The 19,934-nt window shown below is 70.8% G+C and carries 15 protein-coding genes; 6 read left to right on the top strand and 9 right to left on the bottom strand.

The window, feature by feature from the left end:
- Positions 1-34: 34 nt before the first annotated feature.
- Both argG and ADL03_RS22640 read right to left on the bottom strand, forming a co-directional pair.
- Positions 35-1,480, bottom strand: coding sequence for an argininosuccinate synthase (argG, locus tag ADL03_RS22645; RefSeq protein ID WP_053735512.1), 1,446 nt, complete (start codon positions 1,478-1,480; stop codon positions 35-37).
- 49 nt (positions 1,481-1,529) lie between these two features.
- A complete protein-coding gene (locus ADL03_RS22640; protein WP_053735511.1) occupies positions 1,530-2,372 on the bottom strand; it encodes a polysaccharide deacetylase family protein in 843 nt (280 codons plus the stop codon).
- Positions 2,373-2,433: 61 nt separating this feature from the next.
- Here ADL03_RS22640 and ADL03_RS22635 point away from each other — a divergent pair, with 61 nt between their 5' ends.
- Positions 2,434-2,802: a MerR family transcriptional regulator gene (locus ADL03_RS22635; RefSeq protein WP_053735510.1), complete on the top strand. Its 369-nt coding sequence runs from the start codon at positions 2,434-2,436 to the stop codon at positions 2,800-2,802.
- 50 nt (positions 2,803-2,852) lie between these two features.
- Here the strand turns inward: ADL03_RS22635 and ADL03_RS48580 are convergent, their stop codons facing one another.
- A complete protein-coding gene (locus tag ADL03_RS48580; RefSeq protein WP_053735509.1) occupies positions 2,853-3,350 on the bottom strand; it encodes a hypothetical protein in 498 nt (165 codons plus the stop codon).
- 60 nt (positions 3,351-3,410) lie between these two features.
- Between ADL03_RS48580 and ADL03_RS48575 the strand changes: the two genes are divergently transcribed.
- The gene (locus ADL03_RS48575) at positions 3,411-4,139 is read left to right on the top strand and encodes a DUF1963 domain-containing protein (protein ID WP_197288556.1); all 729 of its coding nucleotides are present in this window, start codon (positions 3,411-3,413) and stop codon (positions 4,137-4,139) included.
- Here ADL03_RS48575 and ADL03_RS22620 read toward each other — a convergent pair.
- Positions 4,090-5,334: an MFS transporter gene (locus ADL03_RS22620; RefSeq protein WP_053735581.1), complete on the bottom strand. Its 1,245-nt coding sequence runs from the start codon at positions 5,332-5,334 to the stop codon at positions 4,090-4,092. The genes ADL03_RS48575 and ADL03_RS22620 overlap by 50 nt on opposite strands.
- Positions 5,335-5,416: 82 nt before the next feature.
- Between ADL03_RS22620 and ADL03_RS22615 the strand changes: the two genes are divergently transcribed.
- Positions 5,417-6,316 carry a LysR family transcriptional regulator gene (locus ADL03_RS22615; protein ID WP_053735507.1) on the top strand — a complete coding sequence of 300 codons (900 nt, stop codon included), beginning with the start codon at positions 5,417-5,419 and terminating at the stop codon, positions 6,314-6,316.
- A gap of 104 nt (positions 6,317-6,420) precedes the next feature.
- Here ADL03_RS22615 and ADL03_RS22610 read toward each other — a convergent pair whose 3' ends face one another.
- Positions 6,421-7,269 (bottom strand): LysR family transcriptional regulator, encoded by an 849-nt coding sequence (locus ADL03_RS22610; protein WP_053735506.1) that lies wholly within the window; start codon positions 7,267-7,269, stop codon positions 6,421-6,423.
- A gap of 69 nt (positions 7,270-7,338) precedes the next feature.
- Between ADL03_RS22610 and ADL03_RS22605 the strand changes: the two genes are divergently transcribed.
- From ADL03_RS22605 to ADL03_RS22595, 3 genes are all read left to right on the top strand, one after another.
- Positions 7,339-8,199: a DMT family transporter gene (locus ADL03_RS22605; protein WP_053735505.1), complete on the top strand. Its 861-nt coding sequence runs from the start codon at positions 7,339-7,341 to the stop codon at positions 8,197-8,199.
- Positions 8,200-8,225: 26 nt separating this feature from the next.
- Positions 8,226-10,226: a neutral/alkaline ceramidase gene (locus tag ADL03_RS22600; RefSeq protein WP_053735504.1), complete on the top strand. Its 2,001-nt coding sequence runs from the start codon at positions 8,226-8,228 to the stop codon at positions 10,224-10,226.
- A 148-nt stretch (positions 10,227-10,374) separates the two neighbouring features.
- Positions 10,375-11,310: an alpha/beta hydrolase gene (locus tag ADL03_RS22595; RefSeq protein WP_053735503.1), complete on the top strand. Its 936-nt coding sequence runs from the start codon at positions 10,375-10,377 to the stop codon at positions 11,308-11,310.
- Here the strand turns inward: ADL03_RS22595 and ADL03_RS47285 are convergent.
- Genes ADL03_RS47285 through ADL03_RS22570 form a run of 4 tightly spaced genes read right to left on the bottom strand, consistent with a single transcriptional unit; the run spans position 11,300 to position 19,791 of the window.
- Complete coding sequence (locus tag ADL03_RS47285; RefSeq protein WP_157529092.1) at positions 11,300-11,725, bottom strand: hypothetical protein; 426 nt, start codon at positions 11,723-11,725, stop codon at positions 11,300-11,302. The two genes, ADL03_RS22595 and ADL03_RS47285, sit on opposite strands and share 11 nt — an antisense overlap.
- 6 nt (positions 11,726-11,731) lie before the next feature.
- Complete coding sequence (locus tag ADL03_RS22580; protein WP_053735500.1) at positions 11,732-12,577, bottom strand: universal stress protein; 846 nt, start codon at positions 12,575-12,577, stop codon at positions 11,732-11,734.
- A gap of 56 nt (positions 12,578-12,633) precedes the next feature.
- Positions 12,634-15,933 (bottom strand): CARDB domain-containing protein, encoded by a 3,300-nt coding sequence (locus ADL03_RS22575; RefSeq protein ID WP_231642127.1) that lies wholly within the window; start codon positions 15,931-15,933, stop codon positions 12,634-12,636.
- 51 nt (positions 15,934-15,984) lie between these two features.
- Complete coding sequence (locus ADL03_RS22570; protein WP_082373379.1) at positions 15,985-19,791, bottom strand: discoidin domain-containing protein; 3,807 nt, start codon at positions 19,789-19,791, stop codon at positions 15,985-15,987.
- Positions 19,792-19,934: the final 143 nt, after the last annotated feature.

Raw genomic sequence — 19,934 nt, 5'->3', positions numbered from 1 at the left:
CGCCCGCTCACCCCGCCGGTGTGCGTGGAGAACGTCAGTCGGTGCCGGACTCGATCGCCGCCGCGTCGAGCAGCGCGTCGGCCTCGGAGACCTCACCGCGCGAGGCGATGACCTCGGCGCCGCCGTCGGGCACGTCGCCGATCAGCTGCGTCGGCTCGACCTGCGCCGAGATGAGCGCCGACTGGCGGGTGCCGACCATGCCGAGGCCCGCGAAGAGCTCCAGCTTGGCGCGCGAGTCGGCGATGTCGAGGTTGCGCATGGTCAGCTGGCCGATCCGGTCGACCGGGCCGAACGCGGAGTCCTCGGTGCGCTCCATCGACAGCTTGTCCGGGTGGTAGCTGAACGCCGGGCCGGACGTGTCGAGGATCGAGTAGTCGTCGCCACGCCGCAGCCGCAGCGTGACCTCGCCGGTGACCGCGGAGCCGACCCAGCGCTGCAGCGCCTCGCGGAGCATGAGCGACTGCGGGTCGAGCCAGCGGCCCTCGTAGAGCAGGCGGCCCAGCTTGCGGCCCTCGGTGTGGTAGCTGGCGACGGTGTCCTCGTTGTGGATCGCGTTCACGAGGCGGTCGTAGGCGATGTAGAGCAGCGCCATGCCGGGCGCCTCGTAGATGCCGCGGCTCTTGGCCTCGATGATGCGGTTCTCGATCTGGTCGGACATGCCCAGACCGTGGCGGCCGCCGATCGCGTTGGCCTCCAGCACGAGGTCGACGGCGTTGCCGAACTCCTTGCCGTTGATCGTGACCGGGCGGCCCTGGTCGAAACCGATCGTCACGTCCTCGGCGGCGATCTCGACCGACGGGTCCCAGAACTTGACGCCCATGATCGGCTCGACGATCTCGATGCCCTCGTTGAGCAGTTCGAGCGACTTGGCCTCGTGCGTCGCGCCCCAGATGTTCGCGTCGGTGGAGTACGCCTTCTCGACGCTCGACCGGTAGGGCAGGTCACGCTCCAGCAGCCACTCGGACATCTCCTTGCGGCCGCCGAGCTCGGTCACGAACTCCGCGTCCAGCCACGGCTTGTAGATCCGCAGCGACGGGTTCGCGAGCAGGCCGTAGCGGTAGAACCGCTCGATGTCGTTGCCCTTGTAGGTGGAGCCGTCGCCCCAGATCTGGACGTCGTCGTCGAGCATGGCGCGCACGAGCATGGTGCCCGTGACCGCGCGCCCGAGCGGGGTGGTGTTGAAGTACGCGCGACCACCGGAGCGGATGTGGAACGCGCCGCACGCCAGTGCCGCGAGCCCCTCCTCGACGAGCGCGGCACGGCAGTCCACGAGGCGCGCGATCTCGGCGCCGTACGTGCCCGCGCGACCGGGGACCGACTCGATGTCGGGCTCGTCGTACTGACCGATGTCCGCGGTGTACGTGCACGGCACCGCGCCCTTCTCACGCATCCACGCGACCGCGACAGAGGTGTCGAGACCACCGGAGAAGGCGATGCCGACGCGTTCGCCGGCGGGAAGTGAAGTGAGCACCTTGGACACGACTATGATTATGCACGATCGTGTATGGACATGCACGCCGGGGTGGCTGTTAGTTGTGCCTCAGGTAGTGCTCGGCGATGTCGTCGCTGGTCGTGAGCCACACGTCGGGTGCGGCCGCGAGGTGGGCGAGGGCCAGGTCGAGGTACTTGTGCCGGAACGCCTGACCGGTGACGAACGGGTGCAGCGCCAGCGCGAGCACCCGGCCGCCCTCGGCGTGCAGCACCTCGTACTGGTCCACCACCATCCGCAGGAAGTCCGGGCCGGACCGGTCGAGCAGCATGAGGTCGTTGAGCTCCACCGAGTACGGCACGCTGATCATGCCCGGCACGTTCAGCCGGAACGGCTGGTCGTCGGCGGTCCAGTCGAGCACGTAGTCCAGCCCGAGCTCGGCGAGCAGCTCCGGGGTGTGGTGGGTCTCGGTGAGCCCCGGTCCCATCCAGCCGCGCGGCCGGGTGCCCGTCGCCTGCTCGATCGTGCCGACTATGCCGGCGAGCACCTCACGTTCCTCGTCGCGCTCCAGCCCGGTGTGCAGCCTGGAGTTCGTCTCGCCGTGCGCGAGCCACGCCCAGTCGCGCGCGACACCGGCCTCGATGATCCGCGGGTACCGCCGGGCGGCCGTGGAGTTGAGCAGCACGCTGGCGCGCAGACCGTGGCGGTCGAGCGCGTCGATGGTGCGCCAGATGCCGACCCGCGGGCCGTAGTCGCGCCAGCCGTGGTTGAGCGGGTCGGGCGTGAGGTCGGCGGTGCCCGGCCAGATGCTGGTCGACGGCGTGCCGAGCAGGAAGTGCTCCACGTTGAGGCCGACGTACACGGCGACTCGCGCGCCGTGGGGCCAGGTGAGGGGCGGGCGGTCGACAATGGGCGAGTAGTCGTAGAGCTTGTTCTCCGTCATGGTGCGAAGGTAGAAGTTGACACCAATGTCAAGTTCAAGCCTTTCGGCGGGGGAAATCGCGATGCGCATCGGTGAGCTGGCCCAGCGCACGGGCGTGAGCGAACGGTCGTTGCGCTACTACGAGCAGCAGGGCCTGCTCGTGCCGGCACGGACGTCCGGTGGGCACCGCGAGTACCAGGAGAGCGCCGTCGACCGGGTGATCCGGATCCAGGAGCTGTTCGCGGCGGGCCTGCACAGCAAGAAGATCGCGCGCATGCTGCCCTGCCTGCGGGACGCCGACGGCGGTCCGTCCGAGGTCGCGACACCGCGGCTGGTCGCGGAGCTGGAGGACGAACGCGCGCGCATCGACCGGATGATCGCCGACCTGCACACCTCCCGTGCCGTGCTGGACGAGGTGATCGACGCGGCCGCTCGGGAACGGGGGATGTGAAGGTGCTGCGGACGTGACTGCGGCTCGTCACCCCGTCCGCACCGCACGCGTCAGGTCTGCGGCCACATCGAGTAGACGACGTTCTCCGCGTCGGCGCACACGACCTGGGGCAGGATGCCCTCGGCGACCTGGTTGCACGACATCGTCCCGATCTCGACCGGCGGCATGCCGGACATCGGCTCCCGGCGCTGGACGTAGTAGTCGGCCAGCACGGCTCCGGCCTGGTCGCAGTTCAGCCGTCCCTTCGGGGTCTCCACGACGACGGCCAGCATCGGCTTGCCCTGCGCGCCGGGGAAGGGCCGGTCGCAGAACTGGGAGGGCAGGCTCTCGTACTGCTCGGGAGGCACCCCGTCGAGGGCGGTGGTCCTGCCGGCCGTCGTGGTCGGGGTGTCGGGCCGGTCGGTCTCCGCAGTGGTCGACGCAGTGGTCGATGCGGTGGTCGATGCAGTGGTGGTGGTCGCCGCGGTGCCCGAACCGGAACCGGTGACCTCCGACGTGCAGCCCGTCGCGAGGACGGCGAGGAGCACGGGGGTGATCAAGAACCTCATACCTGCGGAGTCGGAGACGGGCCCGTTGCCGTTACCCCCGTGCCACTAGCCTTCCCGCTTGTGTCGACCAAGGCTGAGTGGGCCAGGCCCGCCGTGCTCCTCAACCCGCTGGCGGGCGACCCGACGGACGCCGACAGCCACATCGGCGGCCCGGTGCTGTGGCCGATCGACGAGCCGTGGCCGTGGTGCGACGGGACCGCTCACGACCGGAGGTCGCCCGGGGTGCCCGGTGCGGACATCGCGGGTGTGGGGATGCCGTTCGTCGGCGCCGTGCAGCTCTACCGGCGCGACTTCCCGGAGTTGCCGTTCCCGGACGGCACCGATGTGCTGCAGGTGTTCCTGTGCACCCTCCACCACGACCTGGACCACGCCTACGGGCCGGACGTGCGCCTCGTCTGGCGCGACTCCGCCGCGGTGGTCGAGCTGATCGAGGAGGAGCCGCAGCCGTCACTGCAGGAGGAGATCTACACGCCCACGGTCACCGTGCTGGAGCCGGTCAGGATCACCGAGTACGCGCGCCCGTTCGAGCGGCCGGAGGAACTGCGGGACGCCGACTGGCCGGAGACGTCGAGCGGCACGAAGATCGGCGGCTGGACGGCGTGGTGGCAGACCGGTCCGATCGAGTTCGAGTGCGCGCAGTGCGGCACCGCGTTGCGGCAGATGGTGTCGCTCGGCACCCATGAACCCTCCGGTGACAACGTCGAGTGGGAGTTCGGCCGGGAGGGCAACCTCACCATCTTCACCTGCCCGCGGGACGTGCGGCACCCGGTCCTGCTGCACGTCGACTGAGTGCCGCCACCGCGCCGAGCAGCACGAGCAGGGCCGCGGCGAACCACGTCATCGCGGTGGTGGGTGCGACGTAGCGGGTGGCGAGGCCGATCGACAGCGACGGCAGGCTCATGCCCAGGTAGGCGATGAAGAACAGGCTCGCCAGGGCTTCCCCGCGGCGTGCGGGGGCCGCCATCGCCGCGACCGCGCCGACCGAGGCCTTGAACTGCACGCCCGCGCCCACCCCGGCGATCGCGCCGCCGAGCAGGAACAACGCCAGGCTCGTCGTGTGCATGCCGGCCACGACCAGCAGCACGCCGGCCGCCTGGCCGCCGAGGCCGGTGGCGCGCCGGGCGGTGAGGGAGAGGCCGCCGGTCGCGGTCTGTGCGAGGGCGGCGCCGCCGAACACCGTGAACACGACCAGGCCGGCCAGCGTGCGTGACGGGTGGTGCAGCTCGCCTGCCACGAAACCCGTGGAGACCGACGAGAACACGCCGAACACCGCGAACGAGGAGACCGCTCCGGCCGCCGCGGCGAAGTAGGTCCTGCGGTCGCCGTGGTCCGCGCTGATCCGTTGTGGACGGTAGGACACCCGTTGTCGCACGACGGTTTCCGGGGTCAGCGCGACGGCGACGACGGCGACGGCGAGCAGTGCGGCCAGCACGACGTACGGGGTGCTCAGCGGGGTGGCCGAGTACTGCGCGAGCGCGCCGGCGAGCAGGGCGCCGATGCCGAGGCCGCCGATGTTCGCGGCCGTGGAGACGACCTCGAACCGGCGGGGTGAGGCGCCGGGGCGGTGCCGCGTGTGCAGGTCGTGCAGGTAGGCGGTGGCGGTCGCGGCGATCATGCCCACGCCCAGGCCGTTGACCACGCGGGCGACCACCAGGACGGGCAGGGCCGTGCTCGTCAGGAACAGCGCGGCGGAGACGATCTCCAGGCCGAGCGCGGGGAGCAGGATCTTCTTGCGGCCCACCCAGTCCGAGACGTGGCCCGCGAGCACGAGGCTGATCACGACGCCGGCCGCGAAGGCGGCGAACACGACGGTGACGGCGAAGGTCGACAGGCCTTCACGGGCCACGTAGAGCGGGAAGAGCGGGGAGGGGACGGTCGAGTAGGCCATGGAGACGAGGAACGCGAAGGCGACGGCCCAGAAGCCCCGCCCGTGGGGCCTGCTGGTGGCCGGGCGGGCGGCCGGTGCGTCGAGGAGCATTGACATGCCACCACCCTGCGCTCGCGCGATCATCACGTCCAACGAAAGTTGCTGCTCGTGATCATCACTTTCTGAGATACTCGCTGGTGTGGACCTGCGTCAGCTGGAATATTTCGTCGCGGTCGCGGAGGAGGGCAACTTCACCCGTGCCGCTGCGCGCGTGCACGTGGTGCAGTCGGCGGTGTCGGCGGCGATCAAGACCCTCGAACGGGAGCTCGGCGCGACCCTGCTCGACCGCAACTCCAAGCGGGTGCTGCTGACCGACGCGGGTGAGGCGCTGCTGCCGAAGGCGCAGGCGGTGCTGGACGCCGCCACCGAGGCGAGGAACGCCGTCGAGCAGGTCAGCGGCGGGCTCACCGGCACTGTCCGGATCGGCACGCTGACCGCGATGACGTTGATCGACCTGCCCGCGCTGCTCGGCGAGTTCCACCGCCGCCACCCCGGCGTGCTGGTGCGCACGAGTGCGGCGACCGGGGGGTCGGCGGGGCTGGTCGAGCAGCTGCTGGACCGCAGGCTCGACCTCAGCTTCGTCTCACTGCCGGCCGGGGTGCCGGACGGGATCGTCCTCGACGAGCTGGCGCACTCGGTCATGGACCTGGTGGTGCCCGACGACCACCCGCTGGCACGCCGGACGGAGGTGCCCATCACGGAGCTCGCGGGCATGGACTTCATCGACTCGCCGCTGGGCTACGGCAACCGGGCCGTCGCCGACCGCGCGTTCGCCGACGCCGCCGTGCCGCGCCGGGTGACCCTGGAGATGTCGGACATCTTCACCGGCGTCGACTTCGTGCGCAACGGCCTGGGCATCGCGCTCTTACCCGGCTACATCCTCGGTGGCGCAACGGGTGTGACGACGCTGCGGGTGACCGGCGCCGACCTGCGCTGGCCGATCGGGCTGGCCCGCCCGGCCGGTCGCGCGCCGACCGCGGCGACCAGGGCGCTGATCGCCGTGGTGCACGAGGTGATGGCGCGGAGTGCCCCTGCCTGACCGGGTCGCGCCACCACCGCGGGCAGGCGAAGCTCGCCGCTCGGCCCTGGCCGTCACGACCTGCTTGTGCGCGCAAAGGACGTGTGCGGCCCGGCGACGTTTCCTCACACCCGGTACGCGTCGCACGCCAGCGTGATCAGGTCGGTGAGGTGCCGCGGTGGCTGGTCCTTCCACCACGCCAGCCACACCGCGATCGGCGGCGCGTCCCGCAGGGCCCGGTAAGCCACGCCGGGGCGCGGGTTGAGGCTCGCGGTGGCCTCCGACGTCATGCCGACGGCCTGGCCCGCCGCGATCAGCGTCAGCCACTCGTCCACGCTGTGGGTGTTGCGCACGACGGCGGGCGCGGTGCCCGGCTGCCACAGGTCCAGTGTGGTCGTCCCGGTCCGGTCGTCCACCGCGAGCGAGTACCGGGCGAGGTCGGCGAGCTCCAGGGAACGCTTGCGCGCCAACGGGTTGTCCGTCGCGACCACGCCGTAGCGCCGTTCGGTGCCGAGCAGCGCCGTCTCGAAGCGCGGGTCGTCGAGCGCCCTGCGGACGACGGCGACGTCGGCGGTGCCCTCGGCGAGGCCCGCGGTGGGCGAGTTCGACTGGACGAACACCAGCGGCAGGCCGGGATGCGCTGTGGCCCAGGCCTTCTGCACGCGCCGGGTGTGCTTGCCCAGCGCGGACCAGGCGTAGCCGATGCGCAGCTCGGTGAGCGACTGCGCGGCGATCCGGTGCAGGTGGGCGACCTCGTCCAGCACCCGCCGCGCGCCGGCGAGGACCTGCGTGCCGACCGCGGTGAGCGCGACGTGCCGGGTCGATCGTTGCAGCAGGCGCACGCCCAGCGTCGTCTCCAGCGCGGCCACCGAGCGCGACACCGACGCCTGGGTGAGACCCAGTTCCCTTGCCGCGTCGGTGAACGTGCCCGCGTCCACAACGGCCACGAACGCGCGCACGTGCCGCAGATCCATGCGTCCAGCGTATAGCTGACACGGCCCGTGCATTTCCCGCGGCGCCGGGAGAACCGCAGGCTGGGTGGCATGAAGAGCACCGGGGCGTTCGCGACGATGACCGCCAGCGCCGCCAGCAACCAGCTCGGCGCGGCGGTGGGCGCCCACGCGTTCGCCACGATCGGCCCGGCCGGGGTCGTCGCCGTGCGCCAGTTCGTGGCCGCCGCCGTGCTGCTGCCGATGGCTCGCCCGAACCTGCGCCGCTTCACCTGGGCGCAGTGGTGGCCGACGATCGCGCTCGGCCTGGTCTTCGCGACGATGAACCTCAGCCTGTACGTCGCGATCGACCGGATCGGCCTCGGTCTCGCCGTCACGCTGGAGGTGCTCGGCCCGCTCGCCGTGGCGCTGGGGGGCTCGCGCACGCGCCGTGACGTGCTGTTCGTGCTGATCGCGGCGGTCGGCGTGTACGTGCTGGTGCTGCCGGGCCCGAGCAGCGACTACCTCGGTGTCGGCCTCGGCCTGCTCGCGGCGGGCTGCTGGGCCGCGTACATCCTGCTCAACCGGCTCGTCGGGGCCCGGCTGCCCGGTCTGCAGGCGCCCGCCGTCGCGACCGCGATGTCCGCCACGCTCTACGTGCCGGTCGCGGTGCTGCTGGTGCTGCACGGGAAGCTGACCGGGATGTCGGTCCTGTACGCGGTCGGTGCCGGCGTGTTCTGCAGCGTCGTGCCCTACGCGGTCGACGTGATCGCGCTGCGCAAGGTGCCCGCGCGCCTGTTCGGGCTGGCGATGAGCGTGCACCCGGTGCTCGCCGCGCTGGCCGGGCTGGTGGTGCTCGGCGAGGAGCTAGACCTGCACCACTGGGCCGGAATCTTGCTCGTCGTCACCGCGAACGCACTCGCCGTGACTTGCTCGAAGTGGTCTGGATCACCTACCGTGGCTTCCGAAATGTGAATCCCATTCACTTCGGCGGGGTGGCCATGCGGACTGCAGTCATGACGGTCGTCGCGGCACTGACGGGAGCGGCCCTGGTCAGCGGCCCGTTCGCGTGGGCGGACCCCGAGCCCTACCTCGTCGGCAGGGGCATCTCGGACGTCACCGGCCCGGCCGCCGAGAACGGCATGATGGGCTACTCGAAGTTCGACCAGAAGACGACGGGCATCCACCAGCGGCTGCGGGCGCGCGCTTACGTCGTGGTCGACCGGGCGACGAACAAGCGGGTCGCGTACGTCAACGCCGACCTCGCGATGATCTTCCGCGCGGTCCAGGAGGGCGTGCTCACCAAGCTCCAGGCCCGGTACGGCACCACCTACACCCGCGAGAACCTGCTGCTGTCCGCGACACACACGCACTCCGGTCCCGGCGGCCAGTCGCACAACCTCGCCTACAACCTCTCGATCCTCGGCATGCAGCCGCAGGCGCTCGCCGCCGTGGTCGACGGCATCACCGAGTCGGTCGTCGAGGCGCACGAGGACCTCAGGCCGGGTTCGATCAGCCTCGGGTTCGGCGAGCTGACCAACGCCTCGGTGAACCGCTCGCGCGTCGCGTTCGACCGCAACCCCGACAGGGCCGCGTTCCCGCAGGGCATCGACCCGCAGATGACCGTGCTGCGGTTCCGGCAGTCCGGCGATGACGTCGGCGCGATCAGCTGGTTCGCCACGCACAACACGTCGATCACCAACGCCAACACGCTGATCAGCCCGGACAACAAGGGTTACGCGGCCTACCGGTGGGAGCACGACGACGAAGGCGTGCGGTACCTGGACGACGCGAAGGGCTTCGTGGCGGCGTTCCCGAACACCAACGCCGGTGACATGTCGCCGAACCTCAACCTGCGGCCCGGTTCCGGCCCCACCGAGAACGAGTGGGAGAACGCCCGCGTCATCGGCGAGCGCCAGAACCGCAAGGCGCAGGAGATCTACAACGGCCCGCAGGCCGCGGTCTCGGGCGGTGTCGACGCGCGGATGCGGTTCGTGGACATGTCGGCCGTGCAGGTCGACGGCCGCTTCACCGCCGACGGCAAGACGGGCACGACCTGTTCCGGCGTCGTCGGCGCGTCGACCATCGCGGGCAGCGTCGAGGACGGCCCGGCGATCCCCGGCTTCTCCGAGGGCATGCAGTCGCCGTGGAAGAAGCTGTTCGAGCCGTTGCAGATGGAGGTCCCGCAGTGGCTGCGGGACTGCCAGTTCCCCAAAGCCTCGCTCGTGCCGACCGGGCTGATCGGTGCGACGCCGGACGTCGTGCCGCTGCAGATCGTCCGGATCGGACAGCTGCACCTCGTCGCGGTGCCCGGTGAGGTCACGATCACCGCGGGCCTGCGCATCCGCAAGGCCGTGGCCGCCGAACTGGGCGTGCCGCTGCGGAACGTGCTGATCCAGGGCTACGCCAACGACTACAGCCAGTACATCACCACGCCGGAGGAGTACGACTCACAGCAGTACGAGGGCGGCTCCACCCTCTTCGGCCGCAACACCACGCCCGCCTACCAGCAGGAGTTCGGCAAGCTCGCGGCGTCGATGAAGGCCGGCACCGCCCTGCCCGCGGGCCCGAACCCGGGCAAGCCGCCGTTCACCGAGCTCAACCTGCAGACCGGTGTCGTGCTCGACGACAAGCCCGCCGACAAGAGGTACGGCGACGTCCTCAGCGCCCCCAAGGCGTCCTACGCGCGCGGCGAGACGGTGACGGCCGTGTTCGTCACCGGCCACCCGAAGAACAACCTGCACCGCAACGGGACGTTCCTGGAGGTGCAGCGCCAGGTCAACGGCCAGTGGGTGCGGGTCGCGGACGACGGCGACTGGTCGACGCGCTACCGGTGGGAACGGGTCGGCGTCGCGTTCTCGAACGCCACGATCACCTGGCAGATCCCGGCGGACACGCCCGCGGGCACCTACCGGGTCGTGCACCACGGCGACGAGAAGTCCGGCTGGACCGGCAAGATCACCGGCTTCACCGGCGCCACGGCGGGCTTCACGGTCGGCTGACGAACCGGCCGGGCCGCGGCCACCGCCGAGCGGTCCGTGCCGGAGTCCGCGGGTTATTCCCGCTCGCGCTGAGGGCGTGGTTACGTTGTGCACGATTTAATCGTGCAATACCTTTGTGGTGTCCAGCCCGGATCGCCAGGAGGAAGCCATGAAGCGCCCTGTTCTCGAGCCCGCCGCCGCCGAGTTCGCCGCCGCCACCGCCAAGCCGCCGTACCTGTTCGACCTGGGGCCGGGGGAGGGGCGCAAGGCCGTCGACGAGGTGCAGTCGGGTGCGGTCGACAAGCCCGAGGTCGACGAGCAGTGGGTGTCGCTGGACGGCTTCGGCGTGCGGGTCGTGAAGCCGGCCGGGGCCACCGGCCCGTTGCCGGTGATCCTCTACATCCACGGCGCCGGCTGGGTGTTCGGCAACGCCCACACCCACGACCGGCTGGTCCGCGAGCTCGCCGTCGGTACGGGTGCCGCAGTGGTGTTCCCGGACTACTCGCTCTCGCCGGAGGCCCGCTACCCGGTCGCGATCGACCAGAACTACGCCGCCGCGCGCTGGGTCGTCGCCGAGGGTGCCGCCCACGGTCTGGACGCCGGGCGCATCGCGGTCGCCGGTGACTCGGTCGGCGGCAACATGGCCGCGGCGCTGACGTTGCAGGCCAAGGAACGCGGTGACGTGCCGCTGCGCGCGCAGGTGCTGTTCTACCCGGTGACCGACGCGGCGTTCGACACCGACTCCTACCTGCAGTTCGCCGAGGGCTACTTCCTGCGCCGCGACGCCATGCAGTGGTTCTGGGACCAGTACACGACCAACCCGCTCGAACGCGCCCAGATCACCGCCTCACCCCTGCGCGCCTCGCTGGAGCAGCTCGCCGGGCTGCCGCAGGCCCTGGTGATCACCGCCGAGGCCGACGTGCTGCGCGACGAGGGCGAGGCCTACGCGGACAAGCTGCGGGAGGCCGGCGTGCCCGTCACCGCCGTCCGGTACGCCGGGGCGATCCACGACTTCGTGATGCTCAACGCGCTGCGCGGCACGCATGCCGCCGAGGGTGCGATCAAGCAGGCCGTCGCGTTCCTGGGCGACGCGCTCAGGAACTGACCCGCTGGGTCCGCGTCACCTGGAACGGCGTGCCCTGCTGGCACGTCGTCATCGCCCCCGGCTCAGCCCGCCCGCTCACCTCCACCACGGCGCCGGCCACCGCGATCGCGGGGTCGGCGCCGAGCAGCAGGTACTGCGCGGTGCCGGTGTCGAGGACCAGGCAGCCGGACTCGACGCCACCGGACACCGTGCCGCGCACCGTGATCCCGGGCTCCAGCGCCCGCGAGGGCGTCGTGGTCCCGGACGGGGTCGACGAGGGCAGGCTCGGTGAGGAGGGCGGTGCGGACACCGAGGACGTCACCGACGTCACCGACGTCACGGACATCTCCGAAGTCCCGCCCGGCACGCCGGGTGGTTGGGCGCCCGCGCATCCGCCGAGGGCCAAGCACGTCACCAGCACGGCCGACCCGCGCATCTCACGTCACCTCCGGTGGACCACGGCGACCGGGCACGGCGCGTGGTGCAGCACAGCGTGGCTGACCGAGCCCAGGATCGCACGCTTCACGGTGCCGCGGCCGTGACTGCCGACCGCCAGGAGGGCCGCGCCGTCGGCCGCCTGGAGCAGTGCGCGAGCGGGCGCCTCGAAGGCGACCTCGGCCGCCACGTGCACGGACGGGTGACGTGAGCGGTGCGGGGCGAGCTGTTCTTCGAGCACCTTCGCGAGGTCCACGCGGACGTGGTCCCACTCCTGCTCGGGCAGCTCGGCCCAGCCGACGTCGGTCCACGCGTGGATGGCGAGCAGGTCACGGCCGTGACGTTCGGCGAACGCGAACCCGATGGCCTCCGCGGAGATGTCGGAACCGTCGACGCCGACGACCACGCGGCCGTCCAGCGGGCCGGAACGCGTCACCACGACGGGGCGGCCACCGATCGAGACCAGTTCGGCGGCGGTGGAACCGAGGACCACCTCGGCGATGCCGGTGCGGCCGGAGGAGCCGAGCACCAGCAGGTCGCCGGGCTCGTCGGCCAGCACGTCGACCGGGCGGCCCACCCGCACCCGCGTGGAGACCCGCAGCGAGGGCCACGTCTGCCGGAGCTCCTCCGCGAGCTCGGCCAGGTGGTCCTCCGCCGAGCGGGCCATCGTCTCCTCGGTCACGAACTCCGGGATCGGCGTGGACACGGGCGTGAACACCGGCTCCGGCAGCGGGGCGCGCACGCTCTGGACCAGCTGCAACGCCGCACCGCACCGCGCAGCCTCCGCGGCGCCCCACAGAGCGGCTCGCCGAGCCAGGTCCGAGCCGTCGACACCGACAACGACCGTCGACATGAGAACCACCTCCGTGCGGGAGGTACCCGCGCGGAGGTGGTTCTAATAACGATCTCCTAGTTGATGACGAACTGGGTACCGGGCTCCCTCACGATGTCGCCGTCGGCGGAGTTGGTGATGGTGACGTTCGTCAGCCGCGCCGAGCCGCGGGCCTGGGCCATCGCGAGGATGCCCGCGCCGTTGTTCGACCTGTCGATGCGCACGTTCGTGATCTGTACGTCCGGCATGCCGCTGCCGCCACCCTTGAACTGGATGCCGTCGAAGGTGGAGTCGACGATCTCGGTGTCGCGGATCACGACGCCGGGGATCGGCAGGTTCTGGGAGAACAGCGTGATGGCGCCGAACTCCTGCGCCTCACCCCAGAACGCGCCACCGGTGCGGTACAACGCGTTGTTGGCCAGCGTCGTCGTGCCCGAGAACGGCAACGGGTCGTGGTCGGTGGCCAGCATGATGCCGGGGTAGTTCGCCGTGTCGGAGATGACGTTGTTCTCCGCGCGGTTGCCGAAACCGCCGTAGATGGCGATCCCGTTGGCACGCCACGGCAGCGCGATCGTGTTGTTCAGGAACGCGTTGTTGCTGCCGACGTCGACGTTCTGGTCCTTCACGTACTTCGACGCCCACACCGCCAGCGCGTCGTCGCCCGTCGTGCGGAACGACGAGTTGAACACCTTGGAGTTGCGGGTGCCGTTGGTGAAGTTGATGCCGTCGGCGTAGGTGTCGCGGATCCGCATGCCGGAGAACTCCAGGCCGTCACCGGGGTTCCAGCGGTCGGGCAGGTTGGCGTAGTCGCGGCCGACCCAGACACCGACGTTGGCGTGCTCGATCCACACGTTCGCGATCTTCGTGTTCTTGCCGAAGCGGCCGTTGAGGCCGACGCCGCCCTCCGCGTTGCCGTCACCGCCGCGGATCCGGCCGGAACCGAAGATCGCGATGTCGGAGATCTGCGTGTTGTCGTCGATGTCGAACCCGAAGTTGCCCTCGTGCGGGTGGTTGATCGTGCCGGCGTCCTGCGGCTGGGTCAGCGAGAAGAGCTGCGAGTGCCACATGCCCGCGCCGCGGATCGTGACGTCGCGGATGCCGACCTGGTTGTAGCCGCCGCTGGTGAACTGGGTGAGGATCTTCTTCTCCTGGCGGAACCGACCGGCGGGGATCCACACGCACGGGATCTGGCCGTTCTGGTCGGCCGTGACGGCGCGCTGGATGGCGTCCGCGTCGTCGGTGTCGTCGTTCGCGGTCGCGCCGTACTGCGTGATCGACACGCAGCCCGCGGGTGCGGACGCCGCCGGTGCGACCTGCTCCAGGTCGATCAGGTCGATGACGTAGAACTGAGCGGTGTCACCGGCGTCGCGCTGGAGCTTGAAGCGGGTGCCGGCCGGGTAGCTGTTCGCCAGCAGCGCCGACGTCTCGTCGAACAACCGGCGCGCGTCGCCGCCGGGGCGGTTGGTGAGGCACTCCGGGTCGTCGCAGGTGCCGTAGAGCCAGCTGTGGCGCGACGACAGGGTCAGCTTCTGCACGAACTGGTCGTTGGCGTACAGGCTGATCGTCGCCTCGATGCCACCGCCACCGGCGGCGTCCGGGATCGAGTTGCGCACCACGATCGAGTTCGTGCTCACGGTCGAGGTGATCTCCACGAACTGGCCCTGCGCGTCCAGCCGCACCGACCTGCGGCCCGAGGACTCCGAGCCGAAGTTGGTGTGCCCGAACGTGCGCTTCGCGTCGGCCTGCAGCAGCTGACCCTGGTACCGGCCGGCCTCCGCCTCGTAGGTGGTGAACGGCACCGCCGCGCCGCGTCCGACCACAATGGACCGGGTCGCGGTGTTGTTGTTCTCGTTGGTCTCCGCGACCTGGCCGGTGGCGTCGGCGGTGGCGGTGGCCGTGGCGCCGCCGTTGGTGGCGGTCCACGTGCCGACGGTGACGGTCACCGTCTGGCCCGCGCTGATGGCGGAGGTGTTCGCGTTCAACGTGGTCCCGCCCACGACGACCCGCGTCACCGAGGCACCGGCGGCGGCCGTGCCGCGGTTCTGGACCTGCACGGCGAACGTCACGGCCGCACCGGCCGCCGGGCTGGACGGGTTCGGCGTGACACCGACGACGGTCAGGTCCGGTCCCGGTGCCTGGCCGACGACCAGTGCGGAGCCGGAGGTGAAGGTGTTGTTGCCCTCGTTGGTCTCCGCGACCTGGTTGGCCGGGTCCACGGTGGCCGCGGCCGCGTAGGACCCGGCACCCCGCCGCCCCGCGTCGACGCTGACGCTCGCGGTGGCTCCAGGGGCGAGCCCGGCGACCTGCGCGGTGCCCGCGTCGGTGCCGCCGAGGGTGACGTTCAGCGTGGTCGCGCCGGACGCGACGGTGCCGCCGTTGCGGACGGTCGCCGTGAGCCGGATCGCGTCGGCCTCGCTCGGGTTCGCGGGCGTCCACGTCAGGTTCGTGACGGTCAGGTCGGGTGCCGGGGCGGACGCGCCGAACACCTGGAGCTCGGCGACCTGGCCGCCGGGCGCGCCGGTGTTGGAGTAGAAGTGCAGCCGCACGTCGGAGGCGCGGCCGCTCACCGGGATCGTCACGCTGTTGCCGCTCGCCGGGTCGAACCGGTAGTCGGCACGGGCCTTCAGCGTCGCGAACGCCGTGGCACCCGCCGCCCGGCCCAGCACCTCGAAGCTCTGCGTGCGCGCACCCCAGGCCGGATCCGGGTTGAGCTTCACGACGACCGAGGTGAGGTCGGCGTTCGTGCCCAGCTTCACGGTCAGGTTGCCCGGCAGGCCGCTGGACTCCCAGTACGTGCCGGTGTTGCCGTCGACGGCGTTGCCCGGCACGAAGTCGTGCACGTGCCCGGACTCCTCGACGGGCTTGCCGGCCGCGAGGTTGTCGCCCGGCGGCGGGTCGACCGGGCCGGGCTCGCCGTGCACCTCGAGCTCGCTGAGCTGCGCGGCCTGCCAGCCGGTGTTCGCGGTGACCGTGACCCGCACGTACCGCGCGGAGGTGGCGCCGAAGTCCAGCGTCACCGTGTTGTTCGCGCCGGGCGAGAAGGTCTGGCCGCGAGAGCCGACGACGTCGCTGAACTGCGCGCCGTTCGCACTTGCCTGCACGGTCAGGGTCTGCGTGCGCTGCTCCCAGTTCGAGGGCAGCCGCAGCACGACCCTGCTGACGCTCCTCGCGGCACCCAGGTCGGCCTGGAGCCACTGCGGGAACGCGTTGTTCGCGCTCTCCCAGTAGCTGGCCTGGTTGCCGTCACCGGCGTTGCCCGCGCCGTACGGGCCGTTGGTGCTCGACGCGGTCAGGGTGGCGGACAGCCGGGCGACCGCTGCCCCTGCCGCCGGTGTCAGTCCGAACAGTGCGAGCGCGCCGACGAGCGCAGCGCTCACCGCACGCCTCAATAACGTGTTCTTCACGGGGTTTTCCTCCGCGGCAGGGGATCAGTTGTTGATGATGATCTTGAAGGTGGTCGTGGTGTTCCTGATGTCCTGGAAGTTGTTGCTGAACCGCAGGCCGTTGAACGTGACCTCGCCGACCGCGGGGCCCTGGTTCGGCTCCGGCATCTCGTTGGCCCACAGGCCGAATCCGGACTTCGCGTCGAACGCGTCACCGCTCTTGCGCGCACCCGAGATGCTCACGTTGGACAGCACGGTGTCCTGGAAGACGTTCTCGGCGGCGCCGTTGTACTTGGTCTGGAACATGATCCCGCTGTAGGTCGGGTCGACGATCTCCACGTCGCTCACCCGGATCCCGGTGAACTTCTTGGAGGCGGAGAACATCCAGATCGCGCCGAACGTCTGCGCGCCCCAGAAGTGGCCGCCGGAGCGGACCAGGGTGAGGCCGCTGAACGTCGTCGGCTCCGGGCCGAAGTCCTCCATCGGGTAACCGAAGTCGAGCGAGCTGATCGTCACCGCGGAGTACGTGAGCGTGTCGGCGACGTAGATGTTGCGGAAGGTGTTGAGCTTGCCGCCGTAGACCGCGAGACCGGCCGCGCGCCACGGCGTGAGCACCGACAGGTTCTCGAAGACGTTGTTCTGCTGGCCGCTGCCGCCGTTGTCGGTGGCGGCGAACAACGCGAACGCGTCGTCACCGGTCGAGCGGGCCTCGATGTTCGCGACCCGGTTGCCCGCCGACCCGTTGGTCATGTTGAGGCCGTCGGCGTACATGTCGCGGATGCGGCTGTCGCGGATGACGTTGTTGTCGACGTTGTTTCCCCAGAACAGGCACATCATGTGCTCGACCCAGATGTTCTCGATGGTCATGTTCTGCACGCCGGCGAGGTCGAACACCTTGCCCGGTCCGTTGATGCGCGCGGTGTAGTTGCCGAACACGGCGAACCCGCTGAACGTCGACCCGTTCGCGGACGACTGCGCGCTGAAGCCGATGTCGGTGTTCTCCTGCGTCGCCGGTGCCTGGAACCGGGTGAACCAGGGGCCGGCGCCGACGACCCGGACGGCCTTGCCGTAAACCTGGAACTTCTGCGCCGTCTGGTAGGTGCCGGCGGGCAGGTAGACGCCGATGAGGGTGCCGGTGGTGTCCATCCGGACGCGGTCGAGCGCGTTCTGCACGTCCTGGTGGGAGAACCCGGCGGGTACGGCGTAGCGCGCGGCGTCGGGGTTCCCGGCGGCCGTCGCCTGTTCGAAGTTCACGAAGTCGATCGCGTAGTTCGTGGTGTTGGCCGCGTCCTTCTGCAGCTTGATCTTCGTGCCCGCCGGGAACGTGGAGTTGAGCAGCACGTTCGCCTCGTCGTAGATGTGCCGCGGGCCGCCTGCTCCCGGAGAGTTGCCCGGCTCGGCCTCGTTGCCGTAGAGCCAGGTGTACTTCGACGTCAGGTCGATGGTCTTGTGGAACTGGCCGTTGACGTAGACGTTGAGGGTCGCGGTGATGCCGCCGCCGCCGGCGCTGTCCGGGATGGAGAAGCGGGTGACCAGGGTGTTGGTCGGGGCGCCGGTCGTGAACTCGACCGACTGACCGGTGCCGGTGAGCGTGACCGCGCGGCGGCCGGACGCCTCACCCGCGAGGTCGCCGATCGTGCGGTTGGGGCTCAGCACCTGCGCGCCACCGGCGGTGACGGCGTCCTCGGCCTCGACGTGCTGCCACGGCACGCTCGCGCCGCGGCCCACGAACAGCGACTGCTCGCCGGTGTTGTTGCCCTGCTTGGCCGGGATCTCGTTGCCGTCGGCCGCGATCGTGGTGCGGATCGTGTACCGGCCGTCCGCCGCCGCCCACGTGCCGAGGGTGACCGCGGCGGTGGTGGCGCCCGCGTTGATCGTGCCGGTGTGGCTGCCGGTGAACGTGCGGACGGTCTGGCCGTTGCTCAGGATCGTGACCGTGATGCCGTGCGCGCCCGCGGCACTGGCGACCGTGCCCTGGTTCTTGATCGCGACGGTGAACGTGGTGCTCTGGCCGCTGCCGGGGTTGCTGGGCGACCAGGACGGCACGGCGACCAGGTCGGAGCTCGGCACCGGGGTGACCACGAGTGCGTCCGGGTGCAGGCGGGCGTTGTTGGTCTCGTTCTGCTCGGCGACCTTCTTCGTCTCGTCGACCTTCGCCGTGTACTGGTAGGAGCCCGCGGGACGGGCCGCGACCGCGGTGCCGACGGTCGCCTGCGCGCCGGCCGCGAGCGCGCCGACCTGCGCGGTGCCCACGGCGGTGGTGCCGAGGAAGAACGTCACGTCGGTCGCGGCGCTGGCTGCGGTGCCCGCGTTGCGGACGGTGGCGGTCACCGTGATCTGGTCGGTCTCGACGGGAGCGGCCGGCGTGAACGACGTGCCGGTGACGGTGAGGTCGGGGTTCGGGGCAGGGGAACCGAACACCTGGACCTCCGCCACCTGCGCGCCGGGCGCACCGGTGTTGGACGTGAACCGCAGCTGCACGTCGGCGACGCGGGCGCTCACCCCGATGGTGACGCTGTTGCCGCTCGCCGGGTCCCAGCGGTAGTCGCGACCGGCGACGAGGCTCGTGAACCCGGTGGCGTTCTGCTCGCGGCCGAGGACCTCGACGTTCTGCGTGCGGGCGCCCCAGGCGGAGTCGGGGTTGAGCTTGACCACGACCGAGCTGAGGTCGGCGTTCGACCCCAGCTGGACGGTCAGCGTGCCGGGCAGGCCGCCGGACTCCCAGTAGGTGGTGAGGTTGCCGTCGTTGGCGTTGGCCGCGACGAAGTTGTGCACGGTGCTGCTGGCCGTGACCGGCTTGCCCTGGGCCAGGTTCTCGCCGGCGGCGCCCTCCCTGGTCACGGAGCCGCTCGCGGGGGACCGGTTCCCGGCCGCGTCCTTCGCCACCACGTGGTAGGTCACGCGCAGGCCGTCGGGCTGGGTGTCGGTGTAGGTGGTGCCGGTGACCGTGGTGCGCAGCGAGCCGTTGGCGAAGACGTCGTAGCCGGTGACGCCCACGTTGTCGGTGCTCGCGCTCCAGGTGAGCCGGATCTGGCCGGCCTGCGGCTGGGTGAGCGCGAGGTTGGCCGGTGCGGTCGGCGCCTGCGTGTCACCCGTCGTGGGGCCGTGCACCTCGAACTCGCCGATCTGACCCGCGGGCCAGCCGGTGTTCGCGGTGATCCGCAGCCGCACGTACCGCGTGGTGGCCGCGGTGAAGTCGATGGTGACGGTGTTGCCGGCGGCCGGGTTGAACTCGTAGCCGCGCGCTGCCACCAGGTCCGTGAAGTTCGTGCCGTCCGTGCTGCCCTGCACGGCGAGGGTCTGGGTGCGGGGGCCCCAGTTCGCAGCGGGCAGCTTCAGCACGACCCGGTCGGCCTTGGTGGCGGCACCGAGGTCGGCCTGGAGCCACTGCGGGAAGGCGTTGTTGGCGCTCTCCCAGTACGTCGACTGGTCGCCGTCACCCGCGTTGCCGGGCCCGTAGCCCTGGTTGACGCTGCTGGCGGTGAGGCTCGCCTGGAGCTTCGCACCGGCCTGCGCCTCCTGCACGGCCAGCTTCGCGGTGGTCCTCGTGGCGCGGACGTGGCGGACGAGCGTGGGGTCGACCTGGAACGTCACCCTGCCGCCGCGGAAGGTGTGCGGCTGTTCCGCGACGAGCGTGGACCAGCCTCTGCCGTCCAGGCTCGTCTGCACGGCGAACGTCTCCGTGCCGTTGCGGGCGGCGGTGAGCGTGACCTGGTCGATCCTGGTCGCCTCCGGCAGGTCGAGGCTGACCGGTGCGGCGTGCGCGGCGGGAGCGATGACGAGCGCCGCGGCGGTGAGGGCGACTGCGGCTAACGGGGCTAGCAGGGAGCGAGCGCGTGTCGACGATGACATGGCGTGCTGGGCCCTTCTCGGTGGGGACGCGAGGGGGTGTGGCGCGCCTCACCGTAGAAGTGCCCAGCAGATTACCGCAATATGTCGACGTGATTGCGCAAATTTGCGACAGAGCGCTCTGAACAGGAAAGACGGGTCCCGGT

Origin of the sequence: Nocardia sp. NRRL S-836 (genome assembly GCF_001279525.1) — a bacterium.
Taxonomy (GTDB): Bacteria; Actinomycetota; Actinomycetes; order Mycobacteriales; family Pseudonocardiaceae; genus Lentzea.
Note: the sequence above shows the minus strand (reverse complement) of the source record. Positions and strands in the feature narration are given on the sequence as shown.